The following is a 16,856-nucleotide window of genomic DNA, read 5'->3' as shown; positions in this document are numbered from 1 at the left end:
GTGGGATAAGGTATGCAATTGCAATTATCAATGGAGCAACAACGCGTTATTGGTTGTTTATTAGAAAAACAAAGCACAACACCTGAGCACTACCCTTTATCGTTAAATGCATTAACAAATGCCTGTAATCAAAAATCGAATCGCGCGCCAGTTGTTAATTATACAGAAGAGCAAGTTCAAACAACCGTTGATGAATTAATCAGTATGCGATTAGTCACTGTAAATGAAGGGCTGTCTGGGCGAGTTAATAAATACGATCATCGTTTTTGTAATACTGAGTTTAGTCACCTGCAATTTGATCAACAGCAAAGGGCGATTATTTGTTTATTATTATTGCGAGGCGCACAAACACCTGGCGAATTAAAAACACGCAGTAGCCGCCTTGCCGACTTTGCTCGTATTGATGATGTTGAAAAGTCACTTGAACAACTAATTCAAAGCAATCATGTTAAAAAGCTGCCGCGCGAATCAGGTAAACGGGATTGTCGATATATTCATTTATTTGCAGATCAATCATCTGTGAACGAGGCTTCACTTGAGGCACAAACACACACTGATGATATAAAAAACACTGAGCTAAATGACTTACTTGCAGAAATTGATGAGCTAAAAGTCCAGCTTAAACAAATAAAAGCTCACTTAGGGCTTTAATTCATAAATATGAAATCACATAATAGTTGCTCTATGTAGAGCGTAAAATTATTTAACTAAAGGAGCGGGCCATGCGCGCCGAGATTATGGCTGAAATGAAAGTTCAGCCTTCGATTGATGTAAACGCTGAAATTAAACGCCGAGTGGATTTTATTAAAGCACGTTTAAAAGCGGCATATTCAACCTCTCTTGTACTAGGGATCAGTGGTGGTGTAGATTCATCGACCTGTGGCCGTTTGTGTCAACTTGCTATTGATGAGCTAAACCAAGAACACCCTGACACTCATTATCAATTTATTGCTGTACGCCTACCTTATGGCGTTCAAGCTGATGAAAGTGAAGCGCAAATGGCGGTTGATTTCATTAAGCCGAGCACCCGCATGACAGTAAACATTAAACCCGCAACCGATGCACTGCATGAGCAGACAATGGCAACTCTCGCGGGTACCGAACAAACACTCCCTTCGCAAGATAAAATCGATTTTATTAAAGGTAATGTCAAAGCACGTCAACGCATGATTGCGCAATATGAAATAGCCGGCTTTTGCCAAGGCTTAGTGGTCGGTACCGATCATAGTGCTGAAAATATTACTGGTTTTTACACTAAATTTGGTGATGGTGCATGCGATTTGGCTCCTTTATTTGGCCTATCAAAACGTCAAGTTCGTGCATTAGCAACCACATTGGGTGCGCCTGCGCTTTTAGTTGAGAAAGCACCAACAGCGGATTTAGAAAGTGATAGACCAGGACTAACAGACGAAGAAGCACTTGGCTTAAGTTATGAAGAAATTGATGACTTTTTAGAAGGTAAAGCAGTTTCAAGTCATGTAGAAGAAACGCTAATTGCAATTTACCAGCGCACGCAACATAAGCGCCAGCCTATTCCAACAATATACGATGCTTTTTAAATCAATATTATAAGCGTGATTTAACTGATCGAGCCGCTTGTATTTTACGTAAACATGACGTGAAAATAAGTGGCTTAAATTTTTAAAAGTTAACCTTAACGCTTGCCAACAGAGAGTTTTATATTTTATGACACCCCCTATTTTGATTACTGGTGCAGCACAACGTATAGGGCTTGCGCTGGCAAAGCACTTTATAGCCCAAGGGCAAGCGGTCATTATTACTTATCGGACCCGTCATGAGGCTGTTGATTCGTTGGAACAACAAGGGGTTACCTGTCTTTATGCTGACTTTAGTACTGATGAGGGCATTAATACTTTTATTACTTTGCTTAAATCACACACTGACTCACTAAGGGCCGTTATTCATAATGCATCAAGCTGGGACTGTGAAGCTAACAACCCTCACTTTGAGCAGCTGTTTGACAATATGATGCGCATTCATGCAAAAACACCGTACTTGGTAAACTTACATTGCGCAGATTTACTATTAAATTATCAGGCGTCGCATGCTAAACCCGCTGACATTATTCATTTGACTGATTATGTAGTGGAAACAGGCAGCCCAAAACATCTTGCTTATGCGGCCAGTAAAGCCGCACTGGATAACTTAACTAAATCATTTAGTGCTAAATATGCACCTAACATAAAAGTGAATTCAGTCGCACCATCATTAATTATTTTTAACCAACATGATGATGAGCAGTATCGCGCTAAAACTTTAAAAAAATCATTAATGGGTATCGAACCTGGATGCCAAGAAATTATCAATAGTATAGACCTACTACTGAACAGCCATTACATCACAGGGCGTGCTTTACCTGTTGATGGTGGTCGCCATCTTAAGTAAGTCCTAATAAAACTGAGAAACTTATGCATAACGAATTAAAAGAAAGCTATCAAAAAATTATAACTGCTGTAGGTGAAGACGCTGAACGTGAAGGGTTACTTGATACCCCAAAACGCGCTGCAAAAGCGATGGAGTACCTTACTCAAGGATATCGTCAAACGCTTAACGAAATCACTAACAATGCGGTATTCACCTCTGACGCTGACGACATGGTATTGATACAAGACATCGAGCTTTACTCTATGTGTGAACATCATTTACTCCCTTTTATTGGCCGCTGTCATATTGCTTATATTCCTGATGGTAAAGTATTAGGCTTATCTAAGTTTGCGCGTATTGTTGATATGTTTTCGCGTCGTTTTCAAATTCAAGAACAGCTTACCCATCAAATTGCAAAAGCGGTTGAGGAAGTAACCGGTGCAAAAGGTGTGGGTGTAATTGTTGAAGCAAAACACATGTGTATGATGATGCGTGGTGTAGAAAAGCAGAACTCAAGCATGCGTACCTCGGTAATGCTAGGAAACTTTAGAGCCGATCCGAAAACACGTAATGAGTTTTTACAGCTGATCAAAGGATAATGTATGGCAAACGCAATTATTAATGTAACTAACTTACGACTACGCACATTTATTGGTTTTAATCCTGATGAGCGTGAAAAAAAACAAGATGTGGTCATTAACCTTGAAATTCACTACCCTGCTGATCAAGCTTGTGAAACAGATGAAGTAGACCAAGCACTTAACTACAAAGTGATTACTAAAGAGGTAATTAGCTTAGTGGAGCAAGGACACTTTTTATTGTTAGAAAAACTAGTTGCTGAAATCCTTGCTGTTTGCCACTCACACCCAAGCGTTAATTATGCTAAGGCTCGAGTAGATAAACCTCATGCGTTGCGCTTTGCCGATTCGGTTTCTTTAACCCTCGACTGGCACAAATAATCCAACGGCAAGGGCTATTACCGCTAAATAACGTAACCCCTTGCCGAGCGTTACCAGCACTAAAAACGTAGTAAAGCGAACTTTAAACACGCCGCCAATAACGGTTAGTGGGTCGCCAACGATGGGCAGCCAGGCAAACAACAGGCTATAAACACCATATTTATTAAACTGCTTTTGTGCTTTTTTAAGCCCTTTTTCAGATACTGGAAACCATTTTTTATCTTTAAAACGCAATGCCTGCGTCCCTAACCAATAGTTAACACAACTGCCCAGTACATTACCCAAGGTTGCTGCAAACCAAATCAGCCATAAGTTAGTATTGCCTTGCATGATCATGCCACCCATCAATACTTCAGACGAGCTAGGTAATAACGTGGCAGATATAAATGCTGTAAAAAATAATGTTATATAGAGCATTTTTCCCTTATGGCTAAAAACTAAACCCAGCAATTAAGCTGGGTTTGAACGACTTTTTAACTTAAAACCAATTCACCGAATAATAAAAACAGTTATTTTATCAAATTTAAGCTAAGGGGATAATTAAACTCTTTGCCATCGTTGGCTTTCACGCTTGCGATAACCACCATCACAAATGAAAAAATAGCCACCATAGGTAACAGTAGTAAACCAACCGCTGCAAAAATTAGTAAAAAACAAACAAAATAAGCTATAGCCATAGTAATTTGAAAATTAAGGGCTTTTTTGCCATGTATATCAACAATTGGCATTTCATCTTTTTTAATTAACCAGATAATAAGAGGGCCGAGTACCGACCCAAATGGCACAATAAACCCCGCTAGTGCACTTAAATGACATAGCATTGCCCAGGTGCGGTCATCTTTATTGACGACTTTAATCTCTTGATTTTGTTCCATTACACTCTCCCTTCTCGTTTTTATTTTACGCTAAAATAATATTCACACTCATTAGCCACCTTAATGTAAATGCTTATTTATCCAATGCAAAGCATTTGTGTATATTTAAAAATAAAAAAGCGCAGCAAATAGCTGCGCTTATTGATATTGCCAGACCAGTTACTTATTCACACCAGCTAAATCAAGCATAAAAGCATAATTTAATGCAGTATCTTCTAAGCGTTTGAAGCGACCTGATGCACCTCCGTGCCCTGCTTCCATATCGATTTTAAACAGTAGCTTGTTATCATCTGTTTTGTAATCTCGCAGCTTAGCCACCCACTTTGCAGGCTCAAAATATTGTACCTGTGAATCATGTAAGCCAGTAGTAACTAACATATTTGGGTAATCTTGCTTACTGACCTGATCATAAGGTGAATACGATAACATATACTCATAGTATTCTTTCTCGTTAGGGTTACCCCACTCACCGTATTCGTTGGTTGTAAGTGGAATACTTGCATCAAGCATCGTGGTCACTACATCAACAAATGGAACCGCAGCCACCATTCCTTTATACAACTCAGGAGCTTGGTTTGCCACTGCACCCATTAATAAGCCACCCGCACTGCCACCTTGAGCAAATATTTTATCTTTTGCACCATACTTTTGCTCAACCAATGCCTTGGTAACATCTACAAAGTCGTTAAAGGTGTTCTTTTTAGTCAGTAGTTTACCGTCCTCATACCAAGGGCGACCTAGCATTTGTGAACCGCGAATATGCGCAATGGCAAATACAAAACCCCGATCGAGCAAACTTAAGCGAGCGCTAGAAAAGGTAGGATCCATGGTCGCGCCATACGAGCCATAACCATATTGTAGCAGCGGATTAGTTCCCTCTTTTTTAAACATGTCTTTGCGATAGACTAGGCTTACCGGTACTTTAATACCATCTCGTGCAGTGACAAAAATTCGCTCTGATGCGTAGTTATCTGCACTAAAATCACCGAGTACTTTTTGTTGTTTAAGTAATGTTTTATTGCCAGTAGCTAAATTAACATCATACGATGAAGCGGGTGTTGTCATACTGGTATAATACACACGTAATGTATCGCTATTTAAATCATTGTTACCGTAGGTGCTAATTGTATAAGCACTGTCGTTAAAGCTAAGCGGTATCTCTTTACCCGTGGTTAAGTTACGAGCAATAATAGTCGACTGACCCATTTCACGCTGCTGATACACTAAGTAATCGTTAAATAAGTCGATGCCTTCTAATTTTATATTATCGCGAGCGGGGATCACCGTTTGCCAATTAGCTTTATCGCCAGCTTTATCAATATCTACTTTCATTAACTGAAAGTTGACTGCGTTTAAATTAGTGACAATGTAGTAAGTATTACCCAGCTTAGAAATTCCATACTCCAGATCCGCTTCACGTTCAATCAAGCGTTTTGGCATAGCTTTAACATCATCAGCACTTAAAACCGATACACCTGACGCAGTTGTACTGCTGTGCCAGATATAAATTTCTGAATCATCTTTGCTTTTGCTAATACCCATGTAATAACTGGTATCTGTTTCTTCATAAACGAGTTCATCTTCAGCCTGTGGGGTACCGAGCGTATGACGATAAACTTGGTAACCTAGTAAAGTTTGTAAATCTTTTTTTATGTAATAAAGCGTTTTGTTGTCGTTTGCCCAAACAACACTGCCATTCGTACCTTTAAGCGTATCTTCGAGTAATTTACCAGTGCTTAAGTCTTTTATTTTTATATTATAAATACGACGACTTACGGTATCTTCACCATATGCCATTAAATTGCCGTTTGGACTTACATCTAAACCACTTACGGCATAATAATCATGTTCCTTAGCTAGCTCGTTTACATCTAAAATAACCTGCTGGTCAGTGCCTGCAAAATCACTACTACGTACATAAGTTGCGTATTCGTTATCACCGCGAGTTTGTGATGAATAATAATAGTCACCGTTTTTAACTGGCACTGAATCATCGTCTTTTTGAATTCGCCCTTTTAGCTCTTCAAATAACCTAGTTTGTAACGTTTTTGTATGCGCAAGCATTGCATCTGTATAAGCATTTTCAGCCTCAAGGTAACTAAGTACCTCAGGATCTTTTCGCTCATCATCACGCATCCAGTAATAATCATCGATACGAGTGTCGCCATGAATAGACATTTCATATGGTACTTTTTTAGCAACCGGCGGCATTACTGCGATTTGAGATACAGACTGTTCAGTAGGCGTGTTTTGTTTAACTTCAGGTGCTTTATTACAACCACCTAAAATAGCTAACGATATTACGGCAAGCGTAAACGAAGTGTGTTTCATTAATTTAAATCTCTGTTGTTTTTATTATATTAAATATACCTAATATCAAACACGACAGAAATTTAGTTTGTGAAGCTATGTAAAAAGGGAGCCGAAGCTCCCTTTAATTAATATTTAATTTATTTAATTTATTTAATTTATTTAATTACTTTTGCTTACGACGACGCATAAAGGCAAACGGCGCTACAAGTAATGTTAACCAAGCTAATGAACCTGAAGAACTTTTCTTAGTAGGCTCTGGAGTAACAACCGGAGGCGCTACTTTAGTAACGGATATTGTTACCATTGCAGGCTCTGACACATTACCACGAACATCAATCGCAACAACTTCCATTTCTGCAGATGTATCACCCGCTAATAAAGTGGTATCTGCAACTACAATTTGACCATCTGCATCAACTGCAAAGCCAAGGTTTGTATTAGATTGAACATAGTATTCTGAAACAGCTAAGTCTAAATCTGATTCTTCAATAGTAAGCGCACCTACCACTGTTCCATCAGCTGCATCTTCAGAAACACTAAACTCACCACCAACCAACATTGGTGCTTCAATGTCTGGTAATTCTAGGTCTTCACTTGAGGTTACTTTAATAATGTTAGTACCTGATGATAGTACAAAAGGACCATTTGCAGATACTACCGCTTTCTCTCCTGGTTTAATTGAAGTAACCACCTCACCAGACGTCATTTCAGCACCAGGCTGAGCATCAAAAACTGCAGAACCTGTTACGCTATTTGTTTCATCTACTTCACCCGTTCCATAAGACGTAATTGTAACTTGAGGTTGCATACCGAATGCCGCAGTTCCAGTTACGCTATCAGTTTCACTGTAAACACCTGATTGATAACTAGGGTAGCCTACAGATACTTTGAAGTTCATTGGCTGACCAAGATGTGAAGCATCAATATTCATTAACTCTGAACAGCCAGTAAAGGTAATAGTATTTCCACCGGCTTCATGCATTAACGGTGTCCCCCATTGCCATACATCATTGCCAGCACCATCAGTTGTACCAATTAATGTGCGGCTACGGCCAGGAAATGCGGTAGTACGGCCACGGTCATTTAAGTTCTGCATGAATAGATCTGAGACATTATCATTATCTGTATCTATTTCAATTCGGTAGCCCGCTTGGAAAGTATGAGTTAACGGATCTCGTAACTGAATCGATGAAGTAATGTAGATACCTGAATCACAGAAATCACCGTTATACGCAGAGAATGTAGTAGCTAGAATATTAAATTCAGCGTCTTCAACTGATTTTTCTTCACCCATTGCCACAATGCTTTCAGCTTGCGGGAAAACTTCAGTTTGACCTGTATTCTCAACAATTAATGCCATTTCATTATTAATAATTTCAGGCGAGTAACTAAGCTCAGTACCTGCTTTTGGCATTGCATGATAAACAACATGTAAATCGTGATCGCCATCGGTAGATGCATCATCAAATACTAACGCGCCATCAAATTCGATTGATGTTAAGGCTGCACTTCTTGCTGCAATATCCTCTGCACTAAATGGGTTTTCTAACTCCCATGCAGGTAACTTACTTGGATCAACCGTCATTGTAATGTCAAAGTTAATCGCTTGACCTGCGGGTACTGTTATAGATGCAGGAAAATCCCAGCTAACTGCGTTAGTATCAATGTCACTTTGATAACGCGCTTCAGTGCGAAGATTATACGTTTTTGCATCTGCAGAGAAGTTCTTAACGGTTACCGTTTTAGTAATAGAGCCTGTTTTCGCTAAACTTACTAAGCCATAAGAGAGTGCAGCTTGTTTAGTATCAAACTCTCCGTTATGTACCCAAGCTGCAACAGGTAAATTGACGGCTTTAGTTACGTCAACTAAACCGGCACCTATCATACTAATTGGCGCAAGTTCTGAATCAGGATTAATAGCTAGAGGCTCATTTGTTACGTTTAAATTTGCTGCATTCATGATTGTTGCTTTAATCTCAAATGCATTACGCTCAGGATGTGCTTCACGGATCATTGCCACAGCACCTGCTGTAATTGGGCCCGAGAAAGAGGTACCCGATACAGGATTTGTATCTGTATAAGTTCCTGCTGCTGCTACATCAATACTAGTACCTGGCGCTGTAATTTCTGGTTTTAATAAACCATCCATAGAAGGACCACGAGATGAGAATGTAGCAACCGCACCCGCTGTTGTTTTAAATTCAATGCTAATATCAAATGTTGCAGGGCCACCCGCTGCTAATTGTGCTTTTAAAGCAGCGCCTGCAGCAAAATTAATACCTACGTTTTTAATTGTAACTGCAGCATCAAAGCCACCCATAGGTGCTGGGGTACCATCGTCGGTATTATTCGCGATCATTACAAACTCGGCACCATTTGCTTGTGCATTCAATACTTTTTGCGTAAAGGCACATGCACCACGGTCGATTAATACTGCTTTGCCTGTAAAGTCAACATCTGCAGCAAATTCAGTACAACCATCTGCGTTTGTTTCAGGATAAACTAATTCAATATCGGCACCTGAAATAGCAAAATCTTCTTGAGGACCAAAACCTGATGGCTGGATATCACCTTCAACACCTGCAACAGTACCTGATGCCACACCGATTTCAGTTGCTGGGTGAGTCATAGCGCCAACAGATAGTGCATTAGGTGTAGTGCTTGGGCCACCAACACGGAATGGATTGTCACCGTCATTACCGGCAGAAATAACCATGTTTACACCTAACTCAACTGCTCGTTGAACTAAGTACTGTGTACCACCACCCGTGTAAGTGTCACCAAATTCACCACCAAGAGACATATTCATTACATCAACACGGTCTGAAATATCGCCATCACCGTTAGGGTCCATCGCTGCTTCTAAAGCAGCCGCTTGTGCATCGCCAGGACAACCGCCGCCACATACTGAGTAAGCGTAAAGTTCAACGTCAGGCGCAATACCATTTACAGAGTTTGCAGATGATGTACCGTGATTAGTTGGATCACCTGTAGAAGGTGAATTAGCGGCATCATTTTCAATAGGGTCGGCATCATCACGTATAAAGTCGTAACCACCTTGTACAATGCCTTGTGGCCATGCAACTGATGTTGGATCAGCTTGAGCTGCTAAATAAGCTTCTTCTGTACCCGCGCCACCGAAAGCAGCATGAGTGTAATCGATACCCGTATCAAGTACAGCAACACGCTGACCTTTACCACTTGCAATACCATCAGTAATTAACGGCTTGGCATTAATATATTCTGAACTGGCTGCAACATGTAACTCACGATCGAACATTGGTAAAACTTTAGCAACACGATCATCTTTTGCAATTTTTGCTAACGCTTCAGGGGTTGCTTGAACAATTAACGTTGGCGCTAAAATTTTAGTTTTGCCAATTACCTTAGCATTAAAATCTAGGCTGCTAAGCTCAAGCGCCATTATGTCCTGAAGCTGCTCAACCTGAGCAGTTACTTCACGGTTAGATGATACTTGGTAAGTTCCAGCAGCAACTGCATCAACTGAGGTTTTTGCTTTTAAAACAATCATGTGGGCTGAAGGCGCTTTTTTATCAGCTGCCAATTCTTTTATTTGCTCTACTTGCTTGTTAGTCATTGTAGTATTTGGCAAAGTCGCAGCATTGGCCAATGTTGCCACAAATGCACTTGATACAGCTGTCGCGATTGCTGTTCTTTTGATTATATTATTAGACATTGTTTCCCCTAGGATAGGTTATGTATTATTGTATTTACTAATTTCAATTCCATTGATTGATTACTACGAATATAAAACGTTAACCTTTGCAGGAGCAACAACATTGCTACATTTAAGCTACAAAAAAACACACCTTAACAAAAACCCACTCGTAATGTATTGATTTAAATAAAATAAAAAAATAAACCAAATTGTGAACAATTGTAAATGATACGGTTTTAATTGAGAGATAAATGAACAACGATGTAATTAATATTTTAACTATGGCTAAAGTGATTCAAACAGCCGTTGCACCCGTTTTTTTAATAACAGGTATTGCGGCAACACTTGGAGTGCTATCCAACCGTTTGGCACGTATTACTGACAGAGCCAGGCAGTTAGAGCGAAAATTAAAAGTTAGTACCGATGAAGAGTTTAACTTGTCTCTGACTACAGAACTAAGGGCGCTTCTTAAGCGCTCCCGCTGCATACATATTGCCTTTAGTTTAAGTGTATTAAGTGCATTATTAGTCTGTGCCGTGGTTATGCTGTTATTTTTATCGCATATACAATCGATTAATTTAGGCGTCACTATTGGTAGTTGTTTTGTTGGTGCAATGGCATTGCTAATATGTGCTTTTATGTCATTACTTGGCGAGGTATTTTTAGCAACCCGCAGTATGCGTCGAGGAATGATATTTGCTGATATTGATATAAACGACTAAAGGCATCGCTTTAACTTGAATTAAAACGTTAGCTAATATACAAAGATAATTAAAGAACCCTCAAAGGAGTAGAGTAAAGTGAAATTGAAGCAAGTATTTATCGGGGCATTACTATCTACATGCGCACTTAGTGTATCTGCAAATTCTGCATTTAAAGAGCCGAGTGATGCAATTGAGTATCGCCAAGCTGCATTTTCTATGATTTCAGTTCAAATAGGCGATATGGGTGCCATGCTGAAGGGTAAAATTCCTTTTGATGCAGAGCAATTCAAACAGCGTGCAAATAACGCGGCGGCATTATCTAAAATGCCTTGGGAGGCATTTTACGCAGGCACTGAAAAAGGCGATACATCAGCACTTCCTGCGGTATGGTCTGAAAACGATACTTTTATGAAAAAAGCGACAGCGTTTCAGCAATATGCTGATGAACTTGCTGTAGCAGCTCAAACAGGTGACAAAGCGGTCATTGGTAAAGCGTTTGGTGCATGGGCGAAAGGCTGTAAAGATTGCCATAAGCAATTCAAAGACTAATAAACACTGTGTATTAAACAATAAAAATGGCGCTGTATTAGCGCCATTTTTTTTAACTAAGCAGATAACTTAAAGGTTCACTTCCCCAAGTACTCATAATTAAAACCAGTAATAGTAACAATAAAAACCATGCAATCCATGGTGACTTTGTCTCAGGCTCTGAGCTTTGTGTTGCCAGTGCTTTATTGCCTGTGATCATTGCTTTTACTAAAGGCTTGCCTTTAATTTTGTAAGCAATAATAGCCACAACATGCAAAATAATCGCATAAAATAAAATATCAAAATTGATATGGTGCAGCCAGTTGGCAAAATCAATCGTATCACTCGATACATACTGCGCTAACGGGCCATCAGTTAAAATGCCATCACTGCTCATTAAACCACTAACCAGTTGCGTAATAATCAGTATAAAAAATAATAACACCATATAACTACCTGGTGCAGAATGGCCCACATCATTTATTTTTTTGCCACTAAAAGAAGCAAGCACCGACTTAGGAGAATGCAGTAATGCCGATATTCTTGCCGTTTTACTGCCTATAAGACCCCATATAATCCGCGTTGAGATAAGCGCTAAAGTAAAAAAGCCAATCACAAAATGTAGCTCTATCATGCCCTCTTCAGCACTAAAATAAAGCGCAGCAATACTCAATACTAATAACCAATGAAAGCTTCTTAAAAAGCCATCCCACACTTTTACCTTGAACATTGCACCTTCCCTAAAAAACAGTATCATCTAAAACGCTAACTATTTTAGCATCTTAATATTAAGGTATCCTAATGAGTCTTTCTACCAGTGCGCAGAGTAAAACACATGCAGTCCATTAAAAAACCGATACTAAAAGGCTTTTTAGATATGCTGCCATTATGTTTAGCCGTTATTCCTTGGGGGATTTTATGTGGCTCGTTGGCAATACAAAATGGCTTTACCCCTTTTGAAACTCAAGCCATGTCGCTACTGGTATTTGCAGGCTCGGCGCAGCTGGTTGCAATTGAGCTCATTGCTGGTAATACCCCTCTATTAACCATTTTATTTACCACGTTTATTATTAGCTCTCGCCATTTTTTATATGGCTTGGCGGTTCGTCACAAAGTGATTGAGCAACCCATGCGTTGGCGCCTTCCAGTCAGCTTTGTCTTAACTGATGAACTATTTGCTTTTTCGCATCACCCTCGCGCCTACCAGACTCAAACGCGCCTAATTTACGCGCTCAGCGCAGGCTTTAGCTTTTACATTGCTTGGAATATTTGGACACTTATCGGTATTGTAGCCGGCACTATGCTCCCTGATCTAACCAATTTAGGACTCGACTTTGCGATTGCTGCAACCTTTATTGCTTTGGTTATCCCAGGAGTTAAAAATTTAGCCACTCTTGTCACGGTCATTGTTGCAGGGATCTGTGCTACTTTATTAAAAAGCACAGGCTTTGAGCTGTGGTTAGTATGCTCAGCACTATTAGCAATGAGTGCAGGTTACGCTGTAACTAGAATAGTAAAAAATAAGGACGCTAAATCATGATGACGACTATTTTACTTATGGCATGTATTACCTTTTTTACCCGTTATTTATTCTTACACCGCGCGCTACCATTTAAAGTAGGGCCTAAAATGCAGCAGTTTTTGAGCTTCAGTGCACCTGCGGTTCTAACAGCGATTTGGGTGCCGATTGTATTTATAAATGATGGTGGCATTAATCTAAATTGGCAAAACCCTTATTTAAGCGCAGCGATTGTAGCCATTATAGTTGCTTACAAAACACATAATATTTACCTAACCACACTTGCTGGTATGGGGTTATTTTTGATTTTAAATTAACAGTAACGCCATAGCAGTGTTCACTATTTCGACTTTGTTAATCACCAAGCAAAGGTTAGACTATGCCAAATAAACAAATAATAGCTTAATAATATGCACCCATTTCATCAACTAAGTGCTACTAGCCTGCAAGGCCAACCTATCGATTTTAAAGAGTTTGTAGGTAAAGTTGTGTTAATAGTAAATACCGCAAGTGAGTGTGGATTCACCTATCAATACGAGTCATTGCAAGCATTACACGAAAAGTATGCCAGCCAAGGTTTAGTCATTATAGGTTTCCCGTGTAACCAATTTGGCCAGCAAGAACCCGGAGACGCGAATCAAATAGCGCAAGGTTGTTTAATCAATTACGGAGTTAGTTTTTTAATCGCAGAAAAAGTGAACGTTAATGGTCAGCATACACATTCGGTTTTTCGCTATTTAAAATCTGTATTGCCGGGGTTTTTGACACGAAAAATTAAGTGGAACTTCACAAAGTTTTTGATTAATGCAGATGGCTCACCGATTAAGCGCTACGCGCCCTTTACTAAACCTGAAAAACTAGAAAAAGTAATTGAAAAAGCATTGCTCGCAGCTAAAGTTTGAGGCTTAAAAATTATAAAGAGGCATAAAGCCTCTTTATTACCAACCCACAGAGCTTTAAATACTACCTAAGTAGCAGTTAAAAGCTAATATGTCGGCACTGATTTGTACTAGCGACAACCTAATCAATATAATCGTTTAAGTCATCTTCACCTAGGTTTTTACGCAAGCGTTTTTGCTCAAGGTAATCCTCTAACTTTCTTTTCACCTTTTGCTTTTTCTTGTCGTGTTGATTACGCCCGACCATTTCGTATTCGTCTTCAACAAAATCATCATCTAGCGCATCGTAACTAAATGTCTTACCCACAACCCACTCCATAAAGTGTTTGAGACCAATTACGGATTCTTGTATCGCGATAATTGGTGAAATTAAAATGTTCAACGCAAATTCATTGTACAAATTTACGTCAAAATAAAGCCACATCGCTATCCTAAATAGTCTCTGTGTCAGTATTGTGAATAAATAGCGCTAAATTTGAATTGTGGAAAGTGAGAGTTTTTTATCGTATCGATAAATTTTATTTATTTGCATTTGATGGTTGGTTATTTTGACCAAATTTTAGCTTTTTCAATGACTTTACTTTCAGCTTCAAAGCACCTTAAAAATCACAAATCACTGTTTTTAAACACTAAAAACTATTGGCACCAAACTTGTTATAAGTTAATTATCATCAGCAAAAAACAGAGAATAAACATGAAAGAATTATTATTAGTTAGCGCAATTATGTGCGCCCCCGTCGCCATGGCTCATAACGATAACAGCTCTTCAATTTCATTTAGTAACGACGAATGTAAAGTTGAGTTTAAAAACGATGTACGTATAAAGCCAAGTGAATTAGAAATTTTTAAAGCCAACAATCAACGTATGACTTTTACCACTCAAGGTGAGTTGTCGATCAATGGCGAGCAAGTAGCATTAAATAGCGCTCAGCGCCAAGCACTGACCAACTACACAGATAATTTACGCGCGCAATTACCTGAAGTAGCCAACATTGCACTTGATGGCGTTAAAATTGCGGGCGTTGCATTAGAAGAAGTCGCCAATGCATTTAATATTGATGGCCTCGATAACATTGCTACCTTAATGGACGATATTCAACAAGAAGTAGAGGGTACCTTTTACCAACAAGGTACATTTGTCATGGGCCAGCAAAGCTTCTCTCAGTTTGGTGAAAACTTTGAACAGCAGTTTGAACAACAAATAGAAACTGCCGTTGAGTCGGCCGTAATGCAATCAATGGGCAGTATTTTAGTAGCATTAGGCTCTGAGCTAATGGGTTCAGGTGGCGACATGCAAGCCTTTGAAGAGCGCATGGAAAATATGGGCGCACAAATAGAAGAAAAAGTAGAGCTCCATGCAAAAAAACTTGAACAGCGTGCAAATACACTGTGTGGTGACTTTGTTGAAATCGCACAACAAGAAACTCAACTTGCTGCGCAAGTGCCTGCATTAAAAGGCTATGAGTTATTTACTATAAAACAGCACTAACTGCTCAGCATTTTAATTAATCTCCCTTTGCGGCATTTGCTTTTAAGCTATGCCGCATTTTGCGTTTTTTACCCCACCAGTCCCATTTAACTCAAATAATAGACTGTTGAGCGGATCTGCTCTTGCCGTGCAGAGGCATTTTGTGGCTTCATAGTAAAATACAAACCAAAGTATAATCTTCACTTCGCTCTAGATCACTTAGAATGCCGTCCGAGCTGATGATTGTAAGCCCAAATTGCAACATATTAAAACCACCTCTTTTTAAGTTTTAAATTCTTGAGGCGGTGCGATCCCCAGTTAGACGCGTTTTAAAACGCAACTAACTCCAAAGTGCCTAGTAACCTAGGCACTTTTTTTATAATTTAAAAGCCTAGCAACACTTTTTTTTATCGTTTATTTAATGCTCTTCTCTGATAAATAATTAACCACCTATAAATAGCATGTTAAATCTTTGAACGAAGTAAAACCCACCCCATTAATACAAAATAATTTAATCTGAATAACTATTCAAAATAATCTATTTATAAACATATTAAAATTAAAAAAACTGAAAAAACCCCATATAAAAGTGATATAGCACACGACTGTAATGAATAAATATACAAAATCAAAAAAAACGCCATTAAATAGCAAATCAAAAAAACACTTTCAGATTAAAAAAACTAATACTTCACCAGCAATTTTTATCGCTTTATTTTTAACCAATCTACGGGCAAAATGCACATGTTTTCAACAGACACAACCTTGGAGCGAATACAATGAACCCAATCAATACATTAAACCAAACAGCCACAACTCACGTTGCAGTTAAACCAACTAATCGCAAAGCGAGAATGTTAGCTAAACTTAACCGTTACGGAAAAAAATTAGCACTTGGCGGTGCAATTCAATACAAATAATCACCCAACCATGATTTTTGTATTGTTGCAGCAAACACCCAACCACTAAATGAAGTTTCTTCTTTAGCTCCATCTGTTTGCTGCCAGCTCCCTCCTCATAGCTAAAAATCATCTTTAATTTTCATAATTTACAAAAAAAACCTCATTTACGCTCACTTTTTAAGCAAACGATCTTTTTGCTATTTACACAGGCAACTCACCTAAGTATTATCCTGCATCACGACGTGGAGAGATGGCAGAGTGGTCGAATGCACCGGTCTTGAAAACCGGCAGGGGTTTATAGCCCCTCTAGGGTTCAAATCCCTATCTCTCCACCACTTATTTATATTAATTGGTTTTTTCCGATTGATAACACGCTGAATAATGCGTCGGAGAGGTGTCCGAGTGGCCGAAGGAGCTCCCCTGCTAAGGGAGTATAGAGTTTGTAGCTCTATCGAGGGTTCGAATCCCTCCCTCTCCACCATTACTGATTACAAGCCACTTAATTGTGGTTTTTTTATGCCTAAATTTTAACTCCGTTAAGAAATAGGGAGGGTGAGCACTCTCGACAGGGTTCGATAAAATGTCTGGAACATTTTAGGCCGCTGCAAGCGTCGCGCAGCGATTA

The 16,856-nt window shown here is 39.2% G+C and carries 18 protein-coding genes and 2 tRNA genes; 14 read left to right on the top strand and 6 right to left on the bottom strand.

Translation table 11 applies throughout. The annotated features are described in order from the left end of the window. Positions 1-18 precede the first annotated feature (18 nt). The 5 genes from N523_RS0109110 (at position 19) to folX (ending at position 3,344) form a co-directional block, all read left to right on the top strand. Positions 19-651 carry a YceH family protein gene (locus N523_RS0109110; RefSeq protein WP_028834876.1) on the top strand — a complete coding sequence of 211 codons (633 nt, stop codon included), beginning with the start codon at positions 19-21 and terminating at the stop codon, positions 649-651. Positions 652-722: 71 nt separating this feature from the next. Continuing rightward, positions 723-1,559, top strand: coding sequence for an ammonia-dependent NAD(+) synthetase (gene nadE, locus N523_RS0109105; RefSeq protein WP_013463707.1), 837 nt, complete (start codon positions 723-725; stop codon positions 1,557-1,559). A 127-nt stretch (positions 1,560-1,686) separates the two neighbouring features. Further along, positions 1,687-2,406, top strand: coding sequence for a dihydromonapterin reductase (gene folM, locus N523_RS0109100; protein WP_013463706.1), 720 nt, complete (start codon positions 1,687-1,689; stop codon positions 2,404-2,406). Positions 2,407-2,429: 23 nt separating this feature from the next. Beyond that, positions 2,430-2,984 carry a GTP cyclohydrolase I FolE gene (folE, locus tag N523_RS0109095; protein WP_008108996.1) on the top strand — a complete coding sequence of 185 codons (555 nt, stop codon included), beginning with the start codon at positions 2,430-2,432 and terminating at the stop codon, positions 2,982-2,984. A gap of 3 nt (positions 2,985-2,987) precedes the next feature. Then, positions 2,988-3,344, top strand: coding sequence for a dihydroneopterin triphosphate 2'-epimerase (gene folX / locus N523_RS0109090; protein ID WP_013463705.1), 357 nt, complete (start codon positions 2,988-2,990; stop codon positions 3,342-3,344). On the opposite strand, the gene N523_RS0109085 is transcribed toward folX, so the two are convergent. The 4 genes from N523_RS0109085 to N523_RS0109070 all read right to left on the bottom strand — a co-directional run bounded on the left by N523_RS0109085 (position 3,321) and on the right by N523_RS0109070 (position 10,229). Beyond that, positions 3,321-3,761: a YqaA family protein gene (locus N523_RS0109085; protein ID WP_028834877.1), complete on the bottom strand. Its 441-nt coding sequence runs from the start codon at positions 3,759-3,761 to the stop codon at positions 3,321-3,323. The two genes, folX and N523_RS0109085, sit on opposite strands and share 24 nt — an antisense overlap. 92 nt (positions 3,762-3,853) lie before the next feature. Then, entirely contained in the window at positions 3,854-4,219 is a 366-nt protein-coding gene (locus N523_RS0109080; RefSeq protein ID WP_010392586.1) for a DUF4870 domain-containing protein, read from the bottom strand. Between the two features lie 159 nt (positions 4,220-4,378). After that, complete coding sequence (locus N523_RS0109075; RefSeq protein WP_016900230.1) at positions 4,379-6,550, bottom strand: S9 family peptidase; 2,172 nt, start codon at positions 6,548-6,550, stop codon at positions 4,379-4,381. 145 nt (positions 6,551-6,695) lie between these two features. Then, positions 6,696-10,229 carry a S8 family serine peptidase gene (locus N523_RS0109070; RefSeq protein ID WP_028834878.1) on the bottom strand — a complete coding sequence of 1,178 codons (3,534 nt, stop codon included), beginning with the start codon at positions 10,227-10,229 and terminating at the stop codon, positions 6,696-6,698. Between the two features lie 233 nt (positions 10,230-10,462). Here N523_RS0109070 and N523_RS0109065 point away from each other — a divergent pair, with 233 nt between their 5' ends. Both N523_RS0109065 and N523_RS0109060 read left to right on the top strand, forming a co-directional pair. Next, positions 10,463-10,933 carry a DUF2721 domain-containing protein gene (locus N523_RS0109065; protein WP_008108981.1) on the top strand — a complete coding sequence of 157 codons (471 nt, stop codon included), beginning with the start codon at positions 10,463-10,465 and terminating at the stop codon, positions 10,931-10,933. Between the two features lie 78 nt (positions 10,934-11,011). Then, on the top strand, positions 11,012-11,464 hold the full coding sequence (locus tag N523_RS0109060) for a c-type cytochrome (RefSeq protein ID WP_013463699.1): 453 nt from the start codon (positions 11,012-11,014) through the stop codon (positions 11,462-11,464). 52 nt (positions 11,465-11,516) lie between these two features. On the opposite strand, the gene N523_RS0109055 is transcribed toward N523_RS0109060, so the two are convergent. Continuing rightward, positions 11,517-12,173 carry a cytochrome b/b6 domain-containing protein gene (locus tag N523_RS0109055; RefSeq protein ID WP_028834879.1) on the bottom strand — a complete coding sequence of 219 codons (657 nt, stop codon included), beginning with the start codon at positions 12,171-12,173 and terminating at the stop codon, positions 11,517-11,519. A 105-nt stretch (positions 12,174-12,278) separates the two neighbouring features. Between N523_RS0109055 and N523_RS0109050 the strand changes: the two genes are divergently transcribed. From N523_RS0109050 to N523_RS0109040, 3 genes are all read left to right on the top strand, one after another. Next, complete coding sequence (locus N523_RS0109050; RefSeq protein ID WP_028834880.1) at positions 12,279-12,983, top strand: AzlC family ABC transporter permease; 705 nt, start codon at positions 12,279-12,281, stop codon at positions 12,981-12,983. Next, the gene (locus N523_RS0109045; RefSeq protein ID WP_016900234.1) at positions 12,980-13,279 is read left to right on the top strand and encodes an AzlD domain-containing protein; all 300 of its coding nucleotides are present in this window, start codon (positions 12,980-12,982) and stop codon (positions 13,277-13,279) included. The genes N523_RS0109050 and N523_RS0109045 overlap by 4 nt, the downstream gene beginning before the upstream one ends. Positions 13,280-13,372: 93 nt before the next feature. Then, on the top strand, positions 13,373-13,864 hold the full coding sequence (locus N523_RS0109040; RefSeq protein ID WP_013463695.1) for a glutathione peroxidase: 492 nt from the start codon (positions 13,373-13,375) through the stop codon (positions 13,862-13,864). Between the two features lie 118 nt (positions 13,865-13,982). Here the strand turns inward: N523_RS0109040 and N523_RS0109035 are convergent, their stop codons facing one another. Next, complete coding sequence (locus tag N523_RS0109035; protein WP_008108975.1) at positions 13,983-14,168, bottom strand: PA3496 family putative envelope integrity protein; 186 nt, start codon at positions 14,166-14,168, stop codon at positions 13,983-13,985. A gap of 387 nt (positions 14,169-14,555) precedes the next feature. Here N523_RS0109035 and N523_RS0109030 point away from each other — a divergent pair, with 387 nt between their 5' ends. The 4 genes from N523_RS0109030 (at position 14,556) to N523_RS0109015 (ending at position 16,712) form a co-directional block, all read left to right on the top strand. After that, entirely contained in the window at positions 14,556-15,350 is a 795-nt protein-coding gene (locus tag N523_RS0109030) for a YggN family protein (RefSeq protein ID WP_028834881.1), read from the top strand. Between the two features lie 758 nt (positions 15,351-16,108). Beyond that, positions 16,109-16,249, top strand: a complete 141-nt coding sequence (locus N523_RS19535) for a hypothetical protein (protein WP_008113257.1) — start codon at positions 16,109-16,111, stop codon at positions 16,247-16,249. 226 nt (positions 16,250-16,475) lie between these two features. Continuing rightward, a tRNA-Ser gene (locus tag N523_RS0109020) sits at positions 16,476-16,566 on the top strand. Positions 16,567-16,619: 53 nt separating this feature from the next. Continuing rightward, positions 16,620-16,712 (top strand) — tRNA-Ser (locus N523_RS0109015). The last annotated feature ends 144 nt before the right edge of the window (positions 16,713-16,856 follow it).

This window comes from Pseudoalteromonas sp. 23_GOM-1509m (assembly GCF_000518425.1).
Taxonomy (GTDB): domain Bacteria; phylum Pseudomonadota; class Gammaproteobacteria; order Enterobacterales; family Alteromonadaceae; genus Pseudoalteromonas; species Pseudoalteromonas tetraodonis.
This window is presented reverse-complemented; position numbering and strand designations above follow the sequence as displayed.

Bases quoted from the DNA above. Each gene is read 5' to 3' on its own strand.
- N523_RS19535 (WP_008113257.1), top strand. From the start codon at position 16,109: ATGAACCCAATCAATACATTAAACCAAACAGCCACAACTCACGTTGCA.
- folM (WP_013463706.1), top strand. From the start codon at position 1,687: ATGACACCCCCTATTTTGATTACTGGTGCAGCACAACGTATAGGGCTT.
- folX (WP_013463705.1), top strand. From the start codon at position 2,988: ATGGCAAACGCAATTATTAATGTAACTAACTTACGACTACGCACATTT.
- N523_RS0109045 (WP_016900234.1), top strand. From the start codon at position 12,980: ATGATGACGACTATTTTACTTATGGCATGTATTACCTTTTTTACCCGT.
- N523_RS0109055 (WP_028834879.1), bottom strand. From the start codon at position 12,173: ATGTTCAAGGTAAAAGTGTGGGATGGCTTTTTAAGAAGCTTTCATTGG.
- N523_RS0109050 (WP_028834880.1), top strand. From the start codon at position 12,279: ATGCAGTCCATTAAAAAACCGATACTAAAAGGCTTTTTAGATATGCTG.
- N523_RS0109040 (WP_013463695.1), top strand. From the start codon at position 13,373: ATGCACCCATTTCATCAACTAAGTGCTACTAGCCTGCAAGGCCAACCT.
- N523_RS0109070 (WP_028834878.1), bottom strand. From the start codon at position 10,229: ATGTCTAATAATATAATCAAAAGAACAGCAATCGCGACAGCTGTATCA.
- N523_RS0109075 (WP_016900230.1), bottom strand. From the start codon at position 6,550: ATGAAACACACTTCGTTTACGCTTGCCGTAATATCGTTAGCTATTTTA.
- N523_RS0109080 (WP_010392586.1), bottom strand. From the start codon at position 4,219: ATGGAACAAAATCAAGAGATTAAAGTCGTCAATAAAGATGACCGCACC.
- folE (WP_008108996.1), top strand. From the start codon at position 2,430: ATGCATAACGAATTAAAAGAAAGCTATCAAAAAATTATAACTGCTGTA.
- N523_RS0109065 (WP_008108981.1), top strand. From the start codon at position 10,463: ATGAACAACGATGTAATTAATATTTTAACTATGGCTAAAGTGATTCAA.
- nadE (WP_013463707.1), top strand. From the start codon at position 723: ATGCGCGCCGAGATTATGGCTGAAATGAAAGTTCAGCCTTCGATTGAT.
- N523_RS0109030 (WP_028834881.1), top strand. From the start codon at position 14,556: ATGAAAGAATTATTATTAGTTAGCGCAATTATGTGCGCCCCCGTCGCC.
- N523_RS0109085 (WP_028834877.1), bottom strand. From the start codon at position 3,761: ATGCTCTATATAACATTATTTTTTACAGCATTTATATCTGCCACGTTA.